The sequence below is a fragment of the Nesterenkonia aethiopica genome (genome assembly GCF_039534665.1).
In the GTDB taxonomy this organism is placed as follows: domain Bacteria; phylum Actinomycetota; class Actinomycetes; order Actinomycetales; family Micrococcaceae; genus Nesterenkonia; species Nesterenkonia aethiopica.
The window spans coordinates 36145-54250 of record NZ_BAAAVT010000010.1 but is presented as its reverse complement, the minus strand read 5'-3'; the positions used below and the strand labels follow the sequence as shown (position 1 = coordinate 54250).

Below are 18106 nucleotides of genomic sequence, written 5' to 3'. Positions count from 1 at the left end.
TCCTACATCCTGAACAGGCCGAAGCCCGACGCCGGCAGCGGGGTCCGCGAGCAGACCTCCAGCGCCATGGAGAGCACCCGTCGGGTGTCGGCGGGGTCGATGATGCCGTCGTCCCAGAGCCGGGCGGTGGAATAGTACGGCTGTCCCTGGTCCTCGTAGGTCTGTCGGATCGGGGCCTTGAACGCGTCCTCCTCCTCGGGGCTCCAGGTCTCGCCTGCGGCCTCGAGCTGGTCGCGCTTCACGGTGGCCAGCACGGAAGCGGCCTGCTCGCCGCCCATCACGGAGATCCGCGCATTGGGCCACATGAACAGGAACCGGGGCGAGTAGGCGCGCCCGCACATGGAGTAGTTCCCGGCCCCGAACGAGCCCCCGATGACCACCGTGATCTTCGGGACCCGGGTGGTGGCCACGGCGGTGACCATCTTGGCGCCGTTCTTCGCGATTCCTCCGGCCTCGTAGTCACGGCCGACCATGAACCCGGAGATGTTCTGCAGGAACAGCAGAGGAATGCCCCGCTGGTCGCACAGCTCGATGAAGTGCGCGCCCTTCAGGGAGGACTCGGAGAACAGGATCCCGTTGTTCGCCACGATGCCGACGGGGTGCCCGTCCACGTGGGCGAATCCGGTGACCAAGGTGGTGCCGTAGTCGCGTTTGAACTCGTGGAAGGCGCTGTCGTCGACGATCCGGGCGATCACCTCGTGGACGTCGTAGGGCTGATTGACGTCCTGCGGGATGATGCCGTCCAGATCAGCCACGTCCAGCCGCGGAGGGCGGACCTCGGAGGCAAGCTCCCAGGCCCGCGGGGCGGGAGCGGGGAGGGTGGCGACGATGTCGCGGAGGATCTGGAGAGCGTGGTCGTCGTCCTCGGCGATGTGGTCCGCCACGCCGGATTCGGCGGTGTGGACCTTCGCGCCGCCGAGCTCCTCGGGTGTGACGACCTCTCCGGTGGCCGCTTTGACCAGCGGCGGCCCGCCCAGGAAGATCGTGCCCTGGTTCCGCACGATCACCGACTCGTCGCTCATGGCGGGCACGTAGGCGCCGCCGGCGGTGCAGGAGCCCATGACCGCGGCGATCTGCGGGATGCCCTCCGCGGAGAGCTGGGCCTGGTGGTAGAAGATGCGGCCGAAGTGGTCCTCATCCGGGAACACCTCATCCTGCAGGGGCAGATACGCTCCGCCCGAGTCCACCAGGTAGAGGCACGGAAGCCGGTTCTCCTGGGCGATCCGCTGAGCCCGCAGGTGCTTCTTCACCGTGACGGGGAAGTAGGTGCCGCCTTTGACGGTGGAATCGTTGCACACCACCATCACGGGCCGACCGTGGACCAGCCCGATGCCGGTGATGATTCCGGCGCCGGGGGAGGCGTCGTCGTACATGCCGTGGGCGGCCAGTGCGCCGATCTCCAGGAACGGGCTGCCGGCGTCGAGCAGCCGGTCCACGCGCTCGCGGGGGAGCAGTTTGCCGCGCTGCTGATGCCGACGTCGTGACGCCTCGGAGCCGCCGAGAGCGGTGCGACGCAGGGTCTGGTGCAGCTGGTCGCGCAGTTCGCGGTTCCGGCGGGCGTTGGCCGCGAAGGTCTCGTCCCGGGGGTCCACGGCGGTGGAGAGGGTGTGCGAGATGCCCCGTGGCTCCACGTCTTCCTCCTGGTGTCCAGCAGATCCGGTGCCGGTCAGATCCGGTGCCGGTCAGGTCCGACGTCCGGTAGATTTGAGTGAACGATGGTTCACTGAAAGCGACTCTAGTGGCGGTGATCACATGATGTCCATTCTCGACGGCGGGTCGGGCGAGTCGTCGGGTCCGCCGCGGACCCGGCGCCAGCAGGAGAAGGACCGCCGGCGGCGCGACCTGCTCGAGGCGGCGGGCCGGCTGTTCGGCACCCGAGGCTTCGCCTCAGTGGCGCTGGACGACATCGGCAGCGAGGCGGGCGTCACCGGGCAGGCCATCTATCGGCACTTCAAGGGCAAACGGGACATGCTGGGCCAGCTGCTGCTCGAGGTGAGCCAGGAGCTGCTGGACGGAGGGAGGGCACTGGGTGCGGGCGCAGGAATCCCTGAGGAGCGGCTCCGGCGACTCATCGCCTTTCAGGTCCGCTTCGCGCTGCGCAGTCCCGAGGTCATCCGCGTCCAGGAGCAGGAGCTGGGGCGGCTGGCCGAGCCCGACCGTCGGCGGATCCGTCGCATGCAGCGCGAGTACATGGACATCTGGGTGGACGCCGTCCGCGCCCTGCATCCCGCGGCCGGATCGGAGGAGCTGAGCCTTCGCGTCCATGGGCTCTTTGGGCTGATCAACTCCACGGCGCATTCGCTGAAGCACGTCCACGGCCGGGCGCCCTCGGCCGAGACCATGGAGGTCGGCGCGCGTGCGCTCGAGGTCATGGCGCAGGCCGCCGCAGAGGTGGAGATGTCGCGCTGAGCGTCGGCGTCAGAGGTGTTGTGACGTGCAACACTGTCCTGCTAGCTTCGGGTTTGTCGGCATTCACTGAAATCCACGATGCGGAGTGCAGATGAGCCTGAGCCATGACACCCCCGAGGATCTCCACGACGGCGCGGCCCAGCAGGCCGGCCGGCTGAGAGTCGCCCACGACGTCGGCCCCTGCGAGCCTCCGCTGCTGGAGTCCACGATCGGCGCGAACCTCCGCGAGACGACGCTGCGATTCGGCGAGCGGGAGGCGTTGGTGGATCTGCACGCCGACAGGCGCTGGACCTACGCCGAGTTCCGGCGCGACGTGCGACGGCTGGCCACAGGACTGCATCGGGCAGGCGTCCGGACGGGGCAGCGGGTCGGCGTCTGGGGCCCCAACCGCTGGGAATGGACGCTGACCCAGTACGCCACCGCCGAGCTGGGTGCGATCTTGGTGACCATCAACCCGTCCTACCGTCAGCATGAGCTGACCTATGTCCTGCAGCAGGCCGGCATCACCGCCGTCGTCGCCTCAGATGAGTTCCGGGGTCAGGACTATCCGAGCATGCTGGCCCGCGCGGACGATGAGCTCGGAGCCTTGGAGCTCAGCGTCATCATGGGGTCCCCGGAATGGGAGCAGCTGCTCCCGGCGGAGCCGGATGAGGAGCTGCTCGACGTCGTCGCGGAGGACCTGACGCCCGAAGACCCGATCAACATCCAGTACACCTCTGGCACCACCGGGTTCCCCAAGGGTGCGACGCTGAGCCACCGCAACATCCTCAACAACGGCTTCTTCGTAGGGGAGGTCTGCCGATACACCGAGCAGGACCGGGTCTGCATCCCCGTGCCCTTCTACCACTGCTTCGGCATGGTCATGGGCAACCTGGGCGCCACCACCCACGGCGCGACGATGGTCATTCCCGCCCCGGCGTTCGATGCCCGAAGGACGTTGCAGGCGGTGCAGGATGAACGGTGCACGAGCCTCTATGGGGTGCCGACCATGTTCATCGCCGAGCTCGGCCTGGAGGATCTGGGCGACGTCGACCTGAGCAGCCTGCGCACCGGCATCATGGCCGGCTCACCGTGCCCGGAGGAGATCATGCGTCAGGTCATCGAGGTGATGCACATGGAGGAGGTCACCATCTGCTACGGGATGACCGAGACCTCCCCGGTGTCCCTGCAGACCCGGACGGATGACGAGCTGGAGCGTCGGGTGGGGACCGTGGGCCGAGTGGTGCCCCATGCGGAGGTCAAAGTGGTGGATCCCGTCACGGGGGAGACTCTGCCCGTGGACAGCGACGGGGAGCTCTGCACCCGTGGGTATCTCGTGATGCAGGGCTACTGGGACCAGCCGGAGAAGACCGCCGAGGTCGTGGATCCCCACGGGTGGATGCGCACAGGAGACATGGCGCGCATGGATGCGGAAGGGTACGTGCAGATCACCGGGCGGATGAAGGACATGGTGATCCGCGGTGGGGAGAACATCTACCCGCGCGAGATCGAGGAGTTCCTCTATACCCATCCCGACATCGTGGACGCCCAGGTCATCGGTGTGCCCGACGAACGGTACGGGGAGGAGCTGATGGCCTGGGTGCGGCTGCGCGACGGGGCCGCACGGCTCACCGCGGCAGCTCTGCGTGAGTTCTGTGACGGACGCTTGGCGCGCTACAAGATTCCGCGGTATGTGACGGTGGTGGACGAGTTCCCCACCACCGTGACTGGGAAGGTGCGCAAGGTCCAGATGCGCGACGAGGCCCTCGATCTGCTCGCCACCCCTGGAGCGGTCGACGACGCGCGCGCCGGCTGAGGGCGGCACCTGGGTGGGTGCCGTCCTCAGCTGGTGATCCGTGGCGGTGTGGTGTGGGTGGTGGCGCGGTGGGTCAGGGGTGACCGCGGTCGTGGGTGCGCCCTTCGGTGTGAAGGAGCTTGATGAGCGCGTGGGGCGCGGTGCGATGGTGGGGGTCGGGGCCACGGGACATCGCGCGCAGGGTGTTCCAGCTCAGGCGTGTCAGGGGTGGGGGCCTGTGCTGGGACCGACGGGTTCGAGGCGGGTGAGATGGCTGAGGTGGCTGGTCTGGTGGCAGTGATGCCGGTGGCGGGGGTGCTGCTGGCTCTGGTGTCGCTGTCTTCGGTGGTGTGGCCGGGTCCTCTTCGGTGAGCAGTCCGTGGGACTTCAACCGATGGTGTCTGCGGCACAGGGCCTGCAGGTTGGGCCCGCTGGTGGGGCCTGCCGGGTAGGGGAGCCGGTGGTCAAGATCGCAGCGCTGCGCTGGGATGGTGCACCCCGGGGCCTGGCAGACCCCGTCACGGAAGATGATGGCATCCCGCAGCCGGGCCGGAGCGTAGCGGCCGGTGTAGGTGATGGCGAGGACGTCCGGAGAGACGTCTCCTGCGCCGGGCTGGATCGGGCAGGGTGGGGTCGGGCTGGGCTGGTGCGGACTGGGTGGGGTCGGGCTGGCGCCCGGGCTGGTGTCCGGGCTGGTGTCCGTGTTGATGGTGGGGCTGGTGGTGGCGTGGTACCAGTCGTGGCAGGTGCGGGGATCACCGGCGAGGTGGCGGGCATCGCTGGCTGGGATCACCCAGTTCCGGTCGGCACTGATGCCCGGGTCGTCGCTGTGTCCGGTCAGGGTGGTCTCAGGGATCATCACCGCGATCTTCGCCTCCACCGGGGCGCCCTCGACCCGACCGGAGAGCAGCCAGGAGGCGAACAGATCAGCCTCCAACTGAGCCAGAGTCCGAGGATCCCGTGCATCGGTTGGATCTGTGGGTGGGGGTTCGAGGCGGTCGGAGTCTCCAGGGGCAGGGGTCTCACCGGGAAGGACCTCAGGACCGTCCTGGACCTGGACGGGGATCCTGGTGGCCCCGCGGATGGGACCGGCGGCATCAATCTGGTCGGTGATCCGTGGCAGCTCGGGGTGCTCGACGGGCCGCAGGGGGTGCTCGACGGGGAAGACCTGCTGGGCGCTGGTGGCCTGTGAGCCGGTCCCGCCTGTGCTCCTGTCTCCACAGGTGGTGTCGGTGTCGGGGTATTCGGTGTCGGGGTATTCGGGGGTGGGGATGGTGTGGTGCTGGTGGCCGCGGGCGACCGCGCGGAGTCGATTCGCGATCGCGGCGGCCGCCACTGTGGGCAGGCGGGCTTCGAGGTAGCTCATGGCGTGGTCGTCGTGTTGGAGGCGTACCCATCGATCCGCCCGAGCACGGTCGCAGTCGGCCTGGTATTGGGCGGGGTCCAGGGTGGCGATGTAGCGGCGCAGCCAGGCCCGCAGCTCACCGAGATTCATCCGGGCTGCCGCTGCGGCGGCCGCAGCGTCGAAGGCCTCACAGTGCGCAGCCCGGATCAGGGTGGTGGCGGTGGTGGTGATCGCGCGCAGTCGGGCGGTGTCGATGATCCCGGCCAGATAGGTCTTCCAAGTGACCGGCAGGGTGGTCCGGGCGGTGCGGGCGGCGGTGAGCATCCCGGAGGCTACCTGCTCGCTGACCCCCAGGGTAGCGGCGGTGTCTGTGGTGGCGGCGTCCCGCAGGGCGCGGCGGGTGTGATGGTCGAGCCCGGCGGCGTGGGCTTCTCGGGCTCTGCGGTCTTGGTAGTCCAGCAGTCCGGTGAGGGCTTGGGCTTCGGTCTGTCGGGTGGTGATGATCAGTGCTCGGGCGTGGGAGAGTTCTGGTTCTTGGGCTAGGTGCGCGGCCCGGGCGGGCCAGAACACGGAGCCAGCACCACCAGAACCAGCAGCAGCGTGATCGGCACGAGAGTCGTCGCTGTGCTGGCCGTGCTGGCTGTGCTGGCTGTGCTGGCTGTGCTGGCTGTGCTGGTCTGGGTGCTGGTTCACCCCGTCCTGGTCCTCCATGTCTCCCACGCTATCCACCCCCTCTGACGTCTCTGCCGGGGTGCCCGTCTCTGCCGACCCTGCGGGGGAGCCCTCCCCGGCTGCCCTCTCGCGGGGGTCCTTCCCCGGCTCCTCCTGGTGTTGCTCAGTCTTCCGGAACCCTCTGACATATCCATCGAGCCCAGGCACCGAACCGTGCCATGCTTCTTCCCATGCGAGCAGTCGTCATCGAGGAGATCCGTGCCCACCCTGAGGTGCGGGAGGTGCCCGCCCCGGACGCCCCGGACGGCGGCGTCGTCGTGAGTGTGGAGGCCACCGGCCTGTGCCGCAGCGACTGGCATGCTTGGGCGGGACATGAGGACATCGCCTGGCCGCATGTGCCGGGTCATGAGCTGGCGGGGATCATCCAGGCGGTCGGCGCGGGGGTGGAGCGCTGGCGGCCCGGGGACCGTGTCACGGCGCCGTTCGTGTGCGGCTGCGGCCGGTGCCGCTGGTGCCGTCAGGGGGAGCCGCAGGTCTGCCCCCACCAGGAGCAGCCGGGATTCACGCATTGGGGCTCCTTCGCCGAACAGGTCGTCTTGCACGCCGCGGACGCCAACCTCGTCGCCATCCCGGACGGAGTGAGCTCACAGGCCGCGGCGAGTCTCGGCTGTCGATTCGCCACCGCGTATCGAGGACTTGTCGGCAGGGCCCGGATCAGCAGGGGCGAGACGCTGGCGGTGATCGGCGCCGGCGGCGTCGGGCTCAGCGCGGTGATGATCGGACGCGCGCTCGGCGCGGAGGTGATCGCGGTGGATCGCAGTCAATCGGCGCTCGACCTGGCCCGTGGCCTGGGTGCTGCGCATACCATCCTCGCCCCGCAGGGCCCGGGGACGCCAGGGCAGGACGAGGGCGTCCCAGCTAGGGTCTCGGAGCTCACCGACGGCGGGGCCGACGTCGCCGTCGACGCCGTGGGCTCCGAGCAGACCTGCGCGGATTCGATCCACAGCCTTCGGCGTCAGGGCCGGCACGTGCAGATCGGACTGCTGCCCGCGGTGTCCGGGCACCCACGGCTGCCCATGGACCGGGTGATCGCCTGGGAGCTGGACGTCCTGGGAAGCCATGGAATGGCTGCTGGCGCCTACCCGGAGATGCTGGCGATGATCGCCGACGGCCGCCTGGACCCGGAGCGGCTCATCGCTCGGACCATCGGCCTCGATCAGGCCGCCGCCGCGCTGCCCCTCATGGACCGTGCGCCACAGGCGGGCATGACCATGATCGACCCTCGGCGCTGAGCGGTCACAGATGCATGCCCACGTTGACCACCGTGCCGGAGCTGTCGCGGTAGAAGAAGCGGCGCACGCCCCAGGCCTCGACCGTCAGCGGATGGACGATCTCGAGTCCCGCCTCCTGAGCCAGCCTGTAGGCATCCTCCACGTCGTCGACGAACACCGACGCCTGCGGATTCACCGGCGCGGAGGCGTCCTGCGTCATCAGCCCGATCTGGGCCCCAGCGCTGTCGGCGAGGAACGCGATCCAGCCCAGGTCCATCACCAGCTCCAGTCCCAGCACCGCCCGGTGCTCCTGCACGGCCGACGGCAGGTCGTCCACCGTGAAGATGGGTGTCACTCTCTGCACTGTCATGGATCCATGCAACGACGACGTCCCGCAGCTGGCAAGGTGCGCCGTCCCAACCCCGGCCGGCGGCGCATTAGGCTGTCACGGTGATCGACCTCGACCTTCTCGGGTGGGCGATGCTCGCCGTCGGCGCGCTCATCGTCGGCCTGTCCAAGACGGCAGTGCCGGGTGCCGCCACCCTGGCGGTGGCGATCTTTGCCGCCACGATGCCGGCCCGTGAGTCCACCGCGGCCCTGCTGGTCCTGCTGTTGGTGGGTGACCTCTTTGCGGTCTGGATGTATCGGCGCGACGTCGACTGGGCCACCCTGCGGCGTCTGGTCCCCGCCGTGCTGGTGGGCCTGCTGGTGGGCGCCGTGTTCCTGGGGCTGGCCTCTGACGCCGTCGTCCGGCGAGTGATCGGTGCCATCCTGCTGGCGCTGCTGGCCTTCACCCTGTGGCGGCGTCGATCGGCCGCCGACGCCGCAGAGCTGGGCAGGACGGCCGCCTACGGCTACGGATGGCTGGGCGGGTTCACCACCATGGTCGCCAACGCCGGGGGACCGGTGATGAGCATGTACCTGCTCGCCATGCGATTGCCGGTGAAGACCTTCCTCGGCACCACCGCCTACTTCTTCTTCGCGGTCAACCTGTCGAAGCTGCCGTTCCAGGTGGGCCTGGGCCTGCTGAACCTGCAGGTGCTGGCGATCGCGGGGATGCTGGTGCCGCTGGTCGTCATCGGGGCCTTCATCGGACGGTGGATCGCCGTGCGCATCTCCCAGCGGCTCTTCGACCGGCTGGTGCTGGTGCTCACTGCCGTCGGTGCGGTGAACCTGCTCCTCTGACCACCCCTTGTGTCCCGGCGGCAGGCATGGTCTGGTGGAAGACCACCTTGAGTGACCACACAGCGTGCTGAGACAGCACAGCACCGCCGGATCGAAGGAGGACCCCGTGCACATCGCCGTCGTGGGAGCCACCGGGAACGTAGGCTCGGCCGTGCTCCGAGAGCTGCATCTCCGTCAGGAGGTCACCTCCGTGGTCGGCATCGCCCGCCGCCTTCCCGACACCGACGTCGAGCCTTATGCCTCTCCCGAATGGGCCACGATCGACGTCCAGTTCCGCGAGTCGGTGGCCGCCCTGACCGATGCCTTCGCCGGCGTCGACGCCGTCGTCCATCTGGCATGGCTCGTCCAGCCGAACACGGAGCGGGAGCTGCTGCGCCGGGTCAACGTCGACGGCACCCGTCACGTGCTGGAGGCGGCCGCCGCGGCGGGGGTCCGGCGTGTCGCCGTGGCCTCGTCGGTGGGTGCCTACTCGCCGGTGGAGGACGACGATCCCCGGGCCGAGGACTGGCCGACCGACGGCATCCCCGGCTCGCACTACAGCGAGGACAAATCCGCTCAGGAACGCGTCATGGACGAGTTCGAGAGGGCACATCCTGACGTATCGCTCGCCCGCCTGCGTCCGGGCCTGGTCTTCCAGGGCTGCGCAGGCTCGGAGATCCAGCGGTACTTCGCCGGACGATGGGCGCCGGTGCAGGTGCTCGGGGCGGTCCGTCCGCCGTTGGTCCCCCTTCCGGCCGGCCTGCGGGTCCACGCCGTGCATGCCGCCGACGTGGCGTCAGCCTTCGCGGAGGCGGTGACCCGTGGTGTCGAGGGGCCCTTCAACATCGCTGCCGACGACCTGCTGGACGCGCACCAGCTGGCGAAGGTGTTCTCCGGAGGACGGGGCAGGGCTGTGACGGTCCCGGTCAAGCCTGTGCGCTCGGCCCTGCGCGCCGCCCATCGTGCGGGGATGGTGCCCGCTGACGAAGGCTGGTTGGACCTGAGCTTGCGCGCCCCGGTGCTGGACACGACGCGCGCCCGGCAGAAACTGGGCTGGCGTCCGCTGCGCAGCGCGGCCGAGGCTGTGGAGAGCGTCCTGCAGGGCATGATCTCCGGCGACGGCGTGGCCTCGCCTCCCCTGAGGCCCCGCTCCGGCCCGGAGCCGGAGAGTCCCGATCTGCCGAACGCCGGTCACCGGCTCACCGGGTCGGTCGACGCCGGGCTGCTGCGCCAGTACCTGGCTGATCACCTCACGGGCGCCACGGCAGGGGTCAAGCGGATCGAGGCGATGGCGGAGGCGTATCAGGACACGCCGGTCTTCCCGCAGATCTCCGAGGTGGCCGGTGCGATCCGTCGTGAGCACGCTTTCCTGCAGGGCCTCATGCTGCGCCAGGGATTCCCCCGTCCGGGCCCCTCGGCCTCGCTGGCCTGGATGGGGGAGAAGGCCGCCCGGCTCAAGCCCTATGGGCGGGCCCCGCTGCGCCGCTCGCCAACGGCGCTGCTGCTGGAGTGCGAACTGATGTCCAGCGCCGTGACCGGCAAGCTCCACGGGTGGCTGGTCTGCCGGGAGCATGCCGAGGAGCTGGGCGTGGAGGCGGCCGTGTTCACCGAGCTGATCGAGGATGCCCACGCGCAGCTGGAGACGCTGCGCGAGGCGCATCGACACACCCGGCAGACCGCCTTCCGCGACGGCAGGCCGGAGGACCCTGCGCGTCTGTGAGCCCGCTGACCAGGGGCCGCGATAGGGTTGTGACCATGCGCACACAGCAGATCGCACAGACCGACATCACCGCCCCCAGCGTCACACTCGGCCTGATGAGGATCGCGGAGAAGACCGATGAGGAGATCCGCGAACTCGTCACCGCGGCGCGTGAGGCCGGCGTCGACTTCTTCGACCACGCGGACATCTACAGCACGGGGCTGACCACCCACGGGTGCGAGCGCCGGTTCGCGGAGGCGATGCGGCTGAGCCAGGCTGAACGGGAAGAGATCACCCTCCAGACCAAGGCCGGGATCGTCAAGGACGGCCCGTACTACGACTTCTCCTATGAGCACATCGTCAGCTCGGCAGAGGAGTCGCTGCGTTCCCTGCAGACCGACTACATCGACATCCTCCTGCTGCACCGCCCGGACATCCTCGTGGAGCCGGAGGAGGTGGCCCGCGCCTTCGACCACCTGGCCTCCACCGGGAAGGTGCGGCACTTCGGGGTCTCCAACCACACTCCGGCGCAGATCGAGCTGCTGCGCACCGCCGTGAACCAGCCCCTCGTGGTCAATCAGGTGCAGCTGTCCATCCCGCACGCGGCCATCCTGGCCGAAGGGATCATGGCCAACACTGTCGGCCAGACCTCGGCCGTCTCACCCAACGGGGAAGGGATCGTGGAGTACTGCCGGATCAACGGCATCACGCTGCAGGCATGGTCCCCGTATCAGTCGCCGCACGGCGTGTTCATCGGCTCCACGCAGTACCCGGAGCTCAATGCCGTGCTGGACCGGCTGGCGCACAAGTACGCGGTGACCCCGACGGCGATCGCCACCGCCTGGATCACCCGTCACCCCGCACGCATGCAGGTGGTGCTGGGCACCACCCGGGCGGACCGGGTCGCTGAGGCCGCGTCGGGCTCCGAAATCCCGCTGACCCGCCCGGAGTGGTACGAGCTGCTGCGCGCCGCAGGCCACCGGGTGCCCTGAGGCGGGACCGATCAGCCCTCGAACGAGTCCGGGTGCCCTCCGCGGCGCCCGGACTCACCCGTGTCCAGACCGGTGATCGCCGCCATCTCCTTCTCCGAGAGGGCGAAGCCGAAGAGGTCGGCATTGTCCCGCATCCGCTCGGGGCTGTCGGTCTTGGGGATCACCACGTCGCCGCGCTGTACGTGCCAGCGCAGGATGGCCCGTGCCGGGGAGACCCCGTGAGAGGCGGCGACGTCGGCGATCACCGGGTCGGAGAACTCGTCCCCGCGGCCCAGCGGGCTCCACGCCTGCACAACGGTGCCCAGATCGGCGCAGCGGGCGCGGACGGCGTCGTTGGTGAAATAGGGGTGGACCTCGATCTGGTTCACCGCGGGCACCACGCCGGTGTCCTCGACGAGCCGGTCCAGGTGGTGCGGCTGGAAGTTGGAGACTCCGATCTCACGGGTCAGCCCCGCCTCGGCCAGTTCGATCATCGCCTCCCAGGTGGAGACGAAGTCGCCGCCGTAGAGGGTGGGCAGCGGCCAGTGGATGAGGAACAGGTCCACCTGCTCCAGGCCGAGCTCCTGCAGCGAGCCCTCCAAGCTGGGACGGACATCCTCGGGACGGTGGCGATCGTTGCGCAGCTTCGTGGTGACGAACACCTCCTCGCGCGGCAGACCGGAGGCCCGCAGCCCTGCGCCGACGCCGGCCTCGTTGGCGTACATCTGCGCGGTGTCCACGTGGCGGTAGCCCGCGCACAGCGCCTCGGTGACTGCGGCTGCCGTGTCACGGGTCTTGTACGTGCCGAAGCCGAGCTGAGGGATGGTGGAGCCGGAGGGAAGACTGATGCTGGTCATGCCTCGATCCTAGGACCTACGGCAGGCGGCCCGCAGGGACGTATCATGAGGACACCATGGCAGAGTCGGACTCACCAGACGCCGTCGCCCGCGCGATGGACGAGGTGCCACGCGTCGATTTCCTCCCGTGGCCGCAGCGGCGGTTCGCCGCCGCCGACGAGCCGCTGTCCATCGGGCACGGCCAGACCAACTCCCAGCCCAGCACCGTGGCCCGCATGCTGCGGCTCCTCGACGTGCGTGCCGGCCAGCGGGCGCTCGACGTCGGCTCCGGTTCCGGCTGGACGGCGGCCCTGCTGGGTCACCTGGTGGGCCCCGGCGGTCGGGTCTTCGGGGTGGAGCTGATCCCCGAGCTCGCCGCCCGGGCGCGCCAGGCGGTGGAGCTGCAGGCGATGCCCTGGGTGCAGGTGCGTCCCGCCGAGAGCGACACCCTCGGCCTGCCCGACGTCGCACCCTTCGACCGGATCCTCGTCTCAGCGGATGCGGCGAAGACCCCGCACGAGCTGATCGACCAGCTGTCACCGGACGGGGTCATTGTGGCCCCCGTGGTGGGGGAGATGCACCGAATCCGCCGGGTCGATGACGGCGTCGAGACCACTCTGCACGGGCAGTACCGCTTCGTGCCGCTGCACTGAGCGTCGGGCCGAGCGGGGCGGGACGTCGTCGGGGATCCCCACCCGGAAGTACGCCACCGGGTGCTCGACACCCAGCCGCCCCACCGTGGCTGGGCAGTCGATGACCTCTGAAGCCGGGGAGACCGCAAGCCCCTGCCGGTGCAGGCGCAGCCACAGGCTCTGCAGCCGTCGCCCCGCCTCCACCTGGCCGGCCGGCGAGCGGTCCGGCCAGGACATGACCACCGGCACTCCCGTCCCCGCACTCGTCAGAGGAGGGGAGATCCGGCCCAGCAGCGCGGGGAGGGCCGGCCGGAGACCTGTGAGCAGCCGCTGCACGGGTCGGGACTGCACCGCCCGGGGCAGCTGCAGACACTCGGCGGAGAGCCCGTCCTCATGCCAGCGGGGATCCTGAGGGTCCAGGCGCAGCCAGTCCAGCAACTCGGCGGCCAACTCCGGAGTGGCCGCCACGTGGCGACCGGCGCGGCGCTCCAGCGGGTCGGCGTCGAGGGCGTCCAGGATGTGGAAGCCCTCCGGGAGGTCCAGCGGCCCGGGAGGCAGCAGGCGCCCCCGGTGGACCCGCCGGTCCAGGACGTCCTGGACGGTGGCGGCTGCCGCACCGACGGCGGGCCGGGCGGCATCCTCCGGGCTCCAGCTCAGGCGGATCCTGATGTCGGGCCCGGCCCCGGTGACCTCCTCGAGGCTGACGTGCTGGCCTTCGGAGGCGGCCGCGACGGCGAAGGATTCGATCCACGCGCCGAGGCTCAGATGCAGGTCGCGATGGGTCGGGTCTCCCACCGGCAGGGTGCACGAGGGGTCCACGGTCAGGCGCAGCGCCGACGCTGCGGCCTCCGGCTGGGGCACCCATGGCTGGGTGTTGTGTGCGCTGGGCGCCCGCTCCGCCACCTGGCACCACCACTGAGGCCCCTGCAACGTCGCGCCTTCGACCGGGCCGACCCGGCGGTGGAAGAAGCTCAGCCGGTGCAGCGGATGCCCGCTTGCGTGGGCGAAGACCCGGGACGAGCCGGGATTGTCCTCGCCGATGCTGGTCACCCGCAGATGCTCCCAGACTCCGTCATGCAGCTCCGCGAACAGTTCCCGCGACACCAGGGACAGCAGGCCTTCTCCCTGGCGGTCCGGTCGGGTGCCCTGGACGATCAGCACCGCATCCCGGTTCTCGCCCGGCAGCCTCGGCAGCTCCCGGAGCCCGAGCTCGCCGCGGGACCGGCGCAGCATCGGGGCCGGGTCGGGAACCACCAGGGCGAAGCTCACGATCCGCCCGGACTCATCGGTCAGCAGCACCACCAGCCGGGGGTCCATCAGCAGCTCCAGGCCAGCAGTCTGACGGGCCATCTGGCGACGGGAGATCGGGGTGAAGTACGGCAGCTGGGCGAAGGAGTCGTTCAGCGCCTCCCGCAGCCGCTCCACCTGGCCGCCGCGGCCGCGCAGCCGCAGACGCGAGGCGGGCTCGCGGCGCACCCCGGCGGCCTCCAGCTCGGTGGGGTCGGGACGACGTCGGCGCGCGGGCGGGATGTCCCGCACCGCCACCTCCCAGGTCGACGCCGGATGCCAGGGTGAGAACCCCGCGGCACGGAGCCCGTCGGCCAGCTCGGGCGGGGTCCAGGGGGAGTCGAAGAACGAGTCTGCGGCGAACCCGGAGGTCAGGGCGCCACCCTGCTGATTGGGCAGCAGCTCCATCGGGCCCAGCAGACCGGTCGCGCCGGCGCGGAGCGCGCGGTTCTCGACGGCGCCCAGCAGCGTCTGCAGCACGGCAGGTGAGTTCGCCGCCTCGGCGCCGAAGAGCTGGAAGGGGCCGGGGCCGAGCGAGGCGCTCAGCACGGAGTCGAGCTCGGCGGAGCAGTGGGTGACGCAGCGGCCCACCGGGACGCCGTCGTCGTCGCGGACCAGCAGCAGGGAGAGCTCGTCGACATGGGGGTGGTCGCCGCGGAACCAGGCCCGGACGTCATCGGCGAGCAGCGGCACTGCCTGGGCCGTGCGGGAACCCAGGGCGAGGAACTCTTCGCAGGCCGTGCGGGTGCGGACCTCCTCGACGGTCAGCCGTGACTCGAGCATCAGCGTCTCCGGTGCAGTGGATTGAGCGCCCGGGCGAGAGCTCTCACCCGCCCGGCACCGGTGATGGTGGCGCGGAGGTCCTCGGGCAGGTCGCCGGGCCGACGGGCACCTGGCGAGCGATCCTGCCAGTTCTCCACCATGCGCAGCTCGTCGCCCTCGGCCCGCCAGGTGCCGTTGACGTAGCCGACCTCCTCAGCCTCCAGGATCCGAATGAACCCGCCGACCACCGGCGCCTTCGACGGGTCGGCCGATCCGGTGCCCGTCTCCGGGGAGGTGCCCACCAGCCAGTGCATGATCGCATGATGCTCCGGGGCCTTGGCGAAGGCCATCAGCGACTCTCGCGATTCGAAGCACACCACCAGGCCGATGCGCAGCGGGAACTCGTAGTAGCTGCGATGCCACAGGTAGCCCGGCGCGTTCTTCAGCGCCTTCGCCAGAGGGCCCCAGGTCACCAGCTGTTCCAGGAACGCTCGGGGAGAGCGGTACTCGTTGCAGCCGAGGAACAGCGCCCCGGTGCGGGCCTGCGGGGCGCGGCAGGCGGAGAAGTCACGGGTGCGCATCCTCATCCCTCGCTGCGCCGGAGGTACACGTTCTTGATCTTCCGTCGGGAGACGTCGTCGGTGAAGGGGCCCGAACGCCAGGGGTGGACATGCACGAGCAGTTCCGCGGCGCTGGGGTCCTCCTCGAGAGACTCGGCGACATCCCGCGAGACGGAGGCCAGATGCTCCAGCACGCCGGTGGCGATGGTCTCCGCCAGGCGCTCGCGGGCGCCGTCGGCGAGGGCGGCGTCGGGAAAGAACTCCGGGTCCCGCAGCTGGACGTGCAATGCAGGCCGGTGCTCCAGGTCCCCGGTCTGCTGCAGCTCGATCTGGAAGGACTCGATGAGCCGGGCGACCTCAGGGTCCCGATACAGGCCGTTCTGCACGTCCACCGGGTAGATGTTCGCCCCCATGTAGGAGATCGTCGAGTCGCTGCGGCCGAACAGCAGCAGGAAGGGCAGCTTCATCCGTTGGTGCCGGTACGCGCGTTTGAGGCGTGGGACCAGGTCGGGGAAGTCGGCGGTGAGCTGCACCATCTCAGGGAAGGTGAGCAGGCGGGCCTCGTCGCCGATGTTGTAGCGGAGCCGCGGGCTCATCACCGCTGCCGAGTTGATGGTGACCACCAGCTCGTCGTCCTCGGTGGTCTCCAGGAAGGTCTCCAACGGGTTGTACTGGAAGACCATCGGAATGCGGGTCTCCTCCTCCCCGAGGACCCGCTCGCGGAAGTCCGGGTTGCTGATCAGCTCGCGGCGCAGCGTCACCGAGAGATCAGTCTCCCCACCCATGCCGATGGTCAGGTCCGAGGCGCCGTAGCCGGCGTAGACCCGGTGGAAGCGACGTTCCAGGTGATCCCGGAGACCCTCCGTCATCGCCTCGCCGCCGACGAACCCGTTGAGCCGGAAGTCGGCGAACTCCTCCCCGGCGGCGTCGAGCCGGTCCGCCAGATGCTTCAGGAACGGCGGGTAGGCGGTGATCAGGTAGGTGAAGCCGGGACCGAAGTGGCGCAGCGTGTCGAGGATCTTCTCCAGATCCGGACCCGTGTTCTTCACCATGGCGATCTTCGCCATGGCCTGACCGGTGTTGGTGCCGGTGGCCCAGGCCCCCATGGAGAACGCGTTGATGCAGAACAGGTTCTCCTCGCCGAAGAGCATGGTCACATAGCCGGCCACGTTCTTGTGCACGGTGTCGAGCTCCTGCTTGGAGCGCATCCAGTTGAACGGGGTGCCCGAGGAACCGGAGGACTCGTCCACCACAGTCCCGGCGACGTCGATGCGTCCCCGCCAGCAGCGGGGCGCTTCCTCGTAGCGGCGGACGTACTCGTCCTTGGACGTCGGGGTGTAGGAGGTCAGGTCCCACCAGCTGAACCGGTAGCCGGTGCGGGCCAGATAGTCCTGGTATGCGGGCACGTCGAGGGAGGCGTGCTGGCAGATCATCCAGGCGTTGAGCTGGGCGAAGCGTTCCAGGGCGGGGTGGTAGTTCCTGGCGGTGAACCGCCACAGCAGCGGGTCGGCGCGGTAGAGGCGGTAGGCCGCCGTCAGGCCCAGGTTCGCCGAGCGCAGCATCACCTGGCGGGCGATGTTGACCGGGCCGCGACGGATGGGCAGGCGCCGCAGATGGGCCTGCGCCTCATCAGGCACCACGGGGCGCAGACGGAGGGCCTTGAGCGAGGACAGCAGGGTGGAGGGCGCCATGAGGGTCAGTCTATGATGCGTGCCACGTCAGGGTCAGCCGCGGTGCGTACCGAGATCAGATCGTGGCCGAGCCGATGGATGGCTTCCAGCACTTCCGGAGGATCGACCACCTGCATCGGCAGCCTCAGCTCCGCCAGGTGCACGGCCACCCATTCGGCTTCGTCGGCTCCCACGGTCATCAGGCAGCGGTCCGGCCCGGCGGGGACGACGTCGGCGGCATGCGGCGAGATCCGGGCGCGCACCTGGTCCGCGGGCGCCTCCACGATCACTCGCGCCACCAGGGCGTAGGGGGAACGGAGCACTGCCTCCTTCACGGTGGCCACGGGGTCCGGGGACGGGATCGCCGTGTAGCGCAGCGTGGTCACATGCAGGTCGCTGATCCGGTCGACCCGGAAGGTGCGCCAGTCTCGGCGCAGGTGACACCAGGCGAACAGGTACCAGCGTCCGGCGAAGGAGACCACGCGGTAGGGGTCCACCCGTCGGGCGGCGGGACGCCCGTCCCGGCGGTGCGTGTAGGTGACGGTGCGGCGTTCCGCCGAGGCCTCGGCCAGCCGCGCCACATGCTCCACCGGGGTCCCGGCGTCGCGGTTCCCGATCACAGCGGTTCCCCGCCGCACCTTCTCCGCGGCTGCGGACACCTGCGGGGGCATCGTGCGGCTGACTTTGGCCAGGGCGGACAGTGCGGCATCCTCCAGGCCGGAGAGGCCGAGGTCCGTCAGGTGGGCCAGGCCGAGCACGACGGCGGAGGCCTCCTCCGGCTCCAGGACCAGCAACGGCCGGTCGGATCCCGCCACGAGCCGGTAGCCGCCGCCCTGTCCGGCCGTCGACTCGATCCCGTACCCCAGGTCCCTCAGCCGCTGGACGTCCCGCCGCACCGTGCGAGTGGTCACACCCAGTCGCTCGGCGATCTCCTCGGCGCTGGCCGAGGATCGTGCCTGCATGAAGGCGAGGATCTGCAGGGCGCGGCGGGTGGGGTCGGTGGTGTCGCGAGGCATGGTTCTACCGTACCGCCGGACGCGGACCGAATCTGTCC

Annotated in this window: 15 protein-coding genes; 7 read left to right on the top strand and 8 right to left on the bottom strand. The window is 69.9% G+C overall.

Features of this window, described 5'->3' with window-relative positions:
* Nucleotides 1-2 precede the first annotated feature (2 nt).
* Complete coding sequence (locus ABD658_RS08930) at nt 3-1631, bottom strand: carboxyl transferase domain-containing protein (RefSeq protein ID WP_344683882.1); 1629 nt, start codon at nt 1629-1631, stop codon at nt 3-5.
* Between the two features lie 121 nt (nt 1632-1752).
* Between ABD658_RS08930 and ABD658_RS08925 the strand changes: the two genes are divergently transcribed.
* Both ABD658_RS08925 and ABD658_RS08920 read left to right on the top strand, forming a co-directional pair.
* On the top strand, nt 1753-2409 hold the full coding sequence (locus tag ABD658_RS08925; RefSeq protein ID WP_344683884.1) for a TetR/AcrR family transcriptional regulator: 657 nt from the start codon (nt 1753-1755) through the stop codon (nt 2407-2409).
* 91 nt (nt 2410-2500) lie between these two features.
* Nucleotides 2501-4204, top strand: coding sequence for an AMP-binding protein (locus tag ABD658_RS08920; protein ID WP_344683886.1), 1704 nt, complete (start codon nt 2501-2503; stop codon nt 4202-4204).
* A 73-nt stretch (nt 4205-4277) separates the two neighbouring features.
* On the opposite strand, the gene ABD658_RS08915 is transcribed toward ABD658_RS08920, so the two are convergent.
* Nucleotides 4278-6239 carry an HNH endonuclease signature motif containing protein gene (locus ABD658_RS08915; protein WP_344744319.1) on the bottom strand — a complete coding sequence of 654 codons (1962 nt, stop codon included), beginning with the start codon at nt 6237-6239 and terminating at the stop codon, nt 4278-4280.
* Nucleotides 6240-6430: 191 nt separating this feature from the next.
* Between ABD658_RS08915 and ABD658_RS08910 the strand changes: the two genes are divergently transcribed.
* The gene (locus tag ABD658_RS08910; RefSeq protein ID WP_344681707.1) at nt 6431-7492 is read left to right on the top strand and encodes a zinc-dependent alcohol dehydrogenase family protein; all 1062 of its coding nucleotides are present in this window, start codon (nt 6431-6433) and stop codon (nt 7490-7492) included.
* 4 nt (nt 7493-7496) lie between these two features.
* On the opposite strand, the gene ABD658_RS08905 is transcribed toward ABD658_RS08910, so the two are convergent.
* Nucleotides 7497-7841 (bottom strand): VOC family protein, encoded by a 345-nt coding sequence (locus tag ABD658_RS08905; RefSeq protein ID WP_344681705.1) that lies wholly within the window; start codon nt 7839-7841, stop codon nt 7497-7499.
* A gap of 80 nt (nt 7842-7921) precedes the next feature.
* Here ABD658_RS08905 and ABD658_RS08900 point away from each other — a divergent pair, with 80 nt between their 5' ends.
* The 3 genes from ABD658_RS08900 to ABD658_RS08890 all read left to right on the top strand — a co-directional run bounded on the left by ABD658_RS08900 (nt 7922) and on the right by ABD658_RS08890 (nt 11326).
* The gene (locus ABD658_RS08900) at nt 7922-8656 is read left to right on the top strand and encodes a sulfite exporter TauE/SafE family protein (RefSeq protein WP_237090074.1); all 735 of its coding nucleotides are present in this window, start codon (nt 7922-7924) and stop codon (nt 8654-8656) included.
* A 106-nt stretch (nt 8657-8762) separates the two neighbouring features.
* Nucleotides 8763-10355 (top strand): NAD-dependent epimerase/dehydratase family protein, encoded by a 1593-nt coding sequence (locus ABD658_RS08895; RefSeq protein WP_344681702.1) that lies wholly within the window; start codon nt 8763-8765, stop codon nt 10353-10355.
* Between the two features lie 35 nt (nt 10356-10390).
* Nucleotides 10391-11326: an aldo/keto reductase gene (locus tag ABD658_RS08890; protein ID WP_344681700.1), complete on the top strand. Its 936-nt coding sequence runs from the start codon at nt 10391-10393 to the stop codon at nt 11324-11326.
* Between the two features lie 11 nt (nt 11327-11337).
* Here ABD658_RS08890 and ABD658_RS08885 read toward each other — a convergent pair whose 3' ends face one another.
* Nucleotides 11338-12162: an aldo/keto reductase gene (locus ABD658_RS08885; RefSeq protein WP_344681698.1), complete on the bottom strand. Its 825-nt coding sequence runs from the start codon at nt 12160-12162 to the stop codon at nt 11338-11340.
* Nucleotides 12163-12218: 56 nt separating this feature from the next.
* Between ABD658_RS08885 and ABD658_RS08880 the strand changes: the two genes are divergently transcribed.
* On the top strand, nt 12219-12794 hold the full coding sequence (locus ABD658_RS08880; protein ID WP_344681696.1) for a protein-L-isoaspartate O-methyltransferase family protein: 576 nt from the start codon (nt 12219-12221) through the stop codon (nt 12792-12794).
* Here ABD658_RS08880 and ABD658_RS08875 read toward each other — a convergent pair.
* Genes ABD658_RS08875 through ABD658_RS08860 form a run of 4 tightly spaced genes read right to left on the bottom strand, consistent with a single transcriptional unit; the run spans nt 12678 to nt 18068 of the window.
* Nucleotides 12678-14843, bottom strand: coding sequence for a nitroreductase family protein (locus ABD658_RS08875; RefSeq protein ID WP_344744315.1), 2166 nt, complete (start codon nt 14841-14843; stop codon nt 12678-12680). The genes ABD658_RS08880 and ABD658_RS08875 overlap by 117 nt on opposite strands.
* Nucleotides 14843-15403, bottom strand: a complete 561-nt coding sequence (locus tag ABD658_RS08870; protein WP_344681694.1) for a hypothetical protein — start codon at nt 15401-15403, stop codon at nt 14843-14845. The genes ABD658_RS08875 and ABD658_RS08870 overlap by 1 nt, the downstream gene beginning before the upstream one ends.
* 2 nt (nt 15404-15405) lie before the next feature.
* Nucleotides 15406-17073: a phenylacetate--CoA ligase family protein gene (locus ABD658_RS08865; RefSeq protein WP_344681692.1), complete on the bottom strand. Its 1668-nt coding sequence runs from the start codon at nt 17071-17073 to the stop codon at nt 15406-15408.
* A 5-nt stretch (nt 17074-17078) separates the two neighbouring features.
* Entirely contained in the window at nt 17079-18068 is a 990-nt protein-coding gene (locus ABD658_RS08860) for a helix-turn-helix transcriptional regulator (protein ID WP_344681690.1), read from the bottom strand.
* Between the last annotated feature and the right edge of the window lie 38 nt (nt 18069-18106).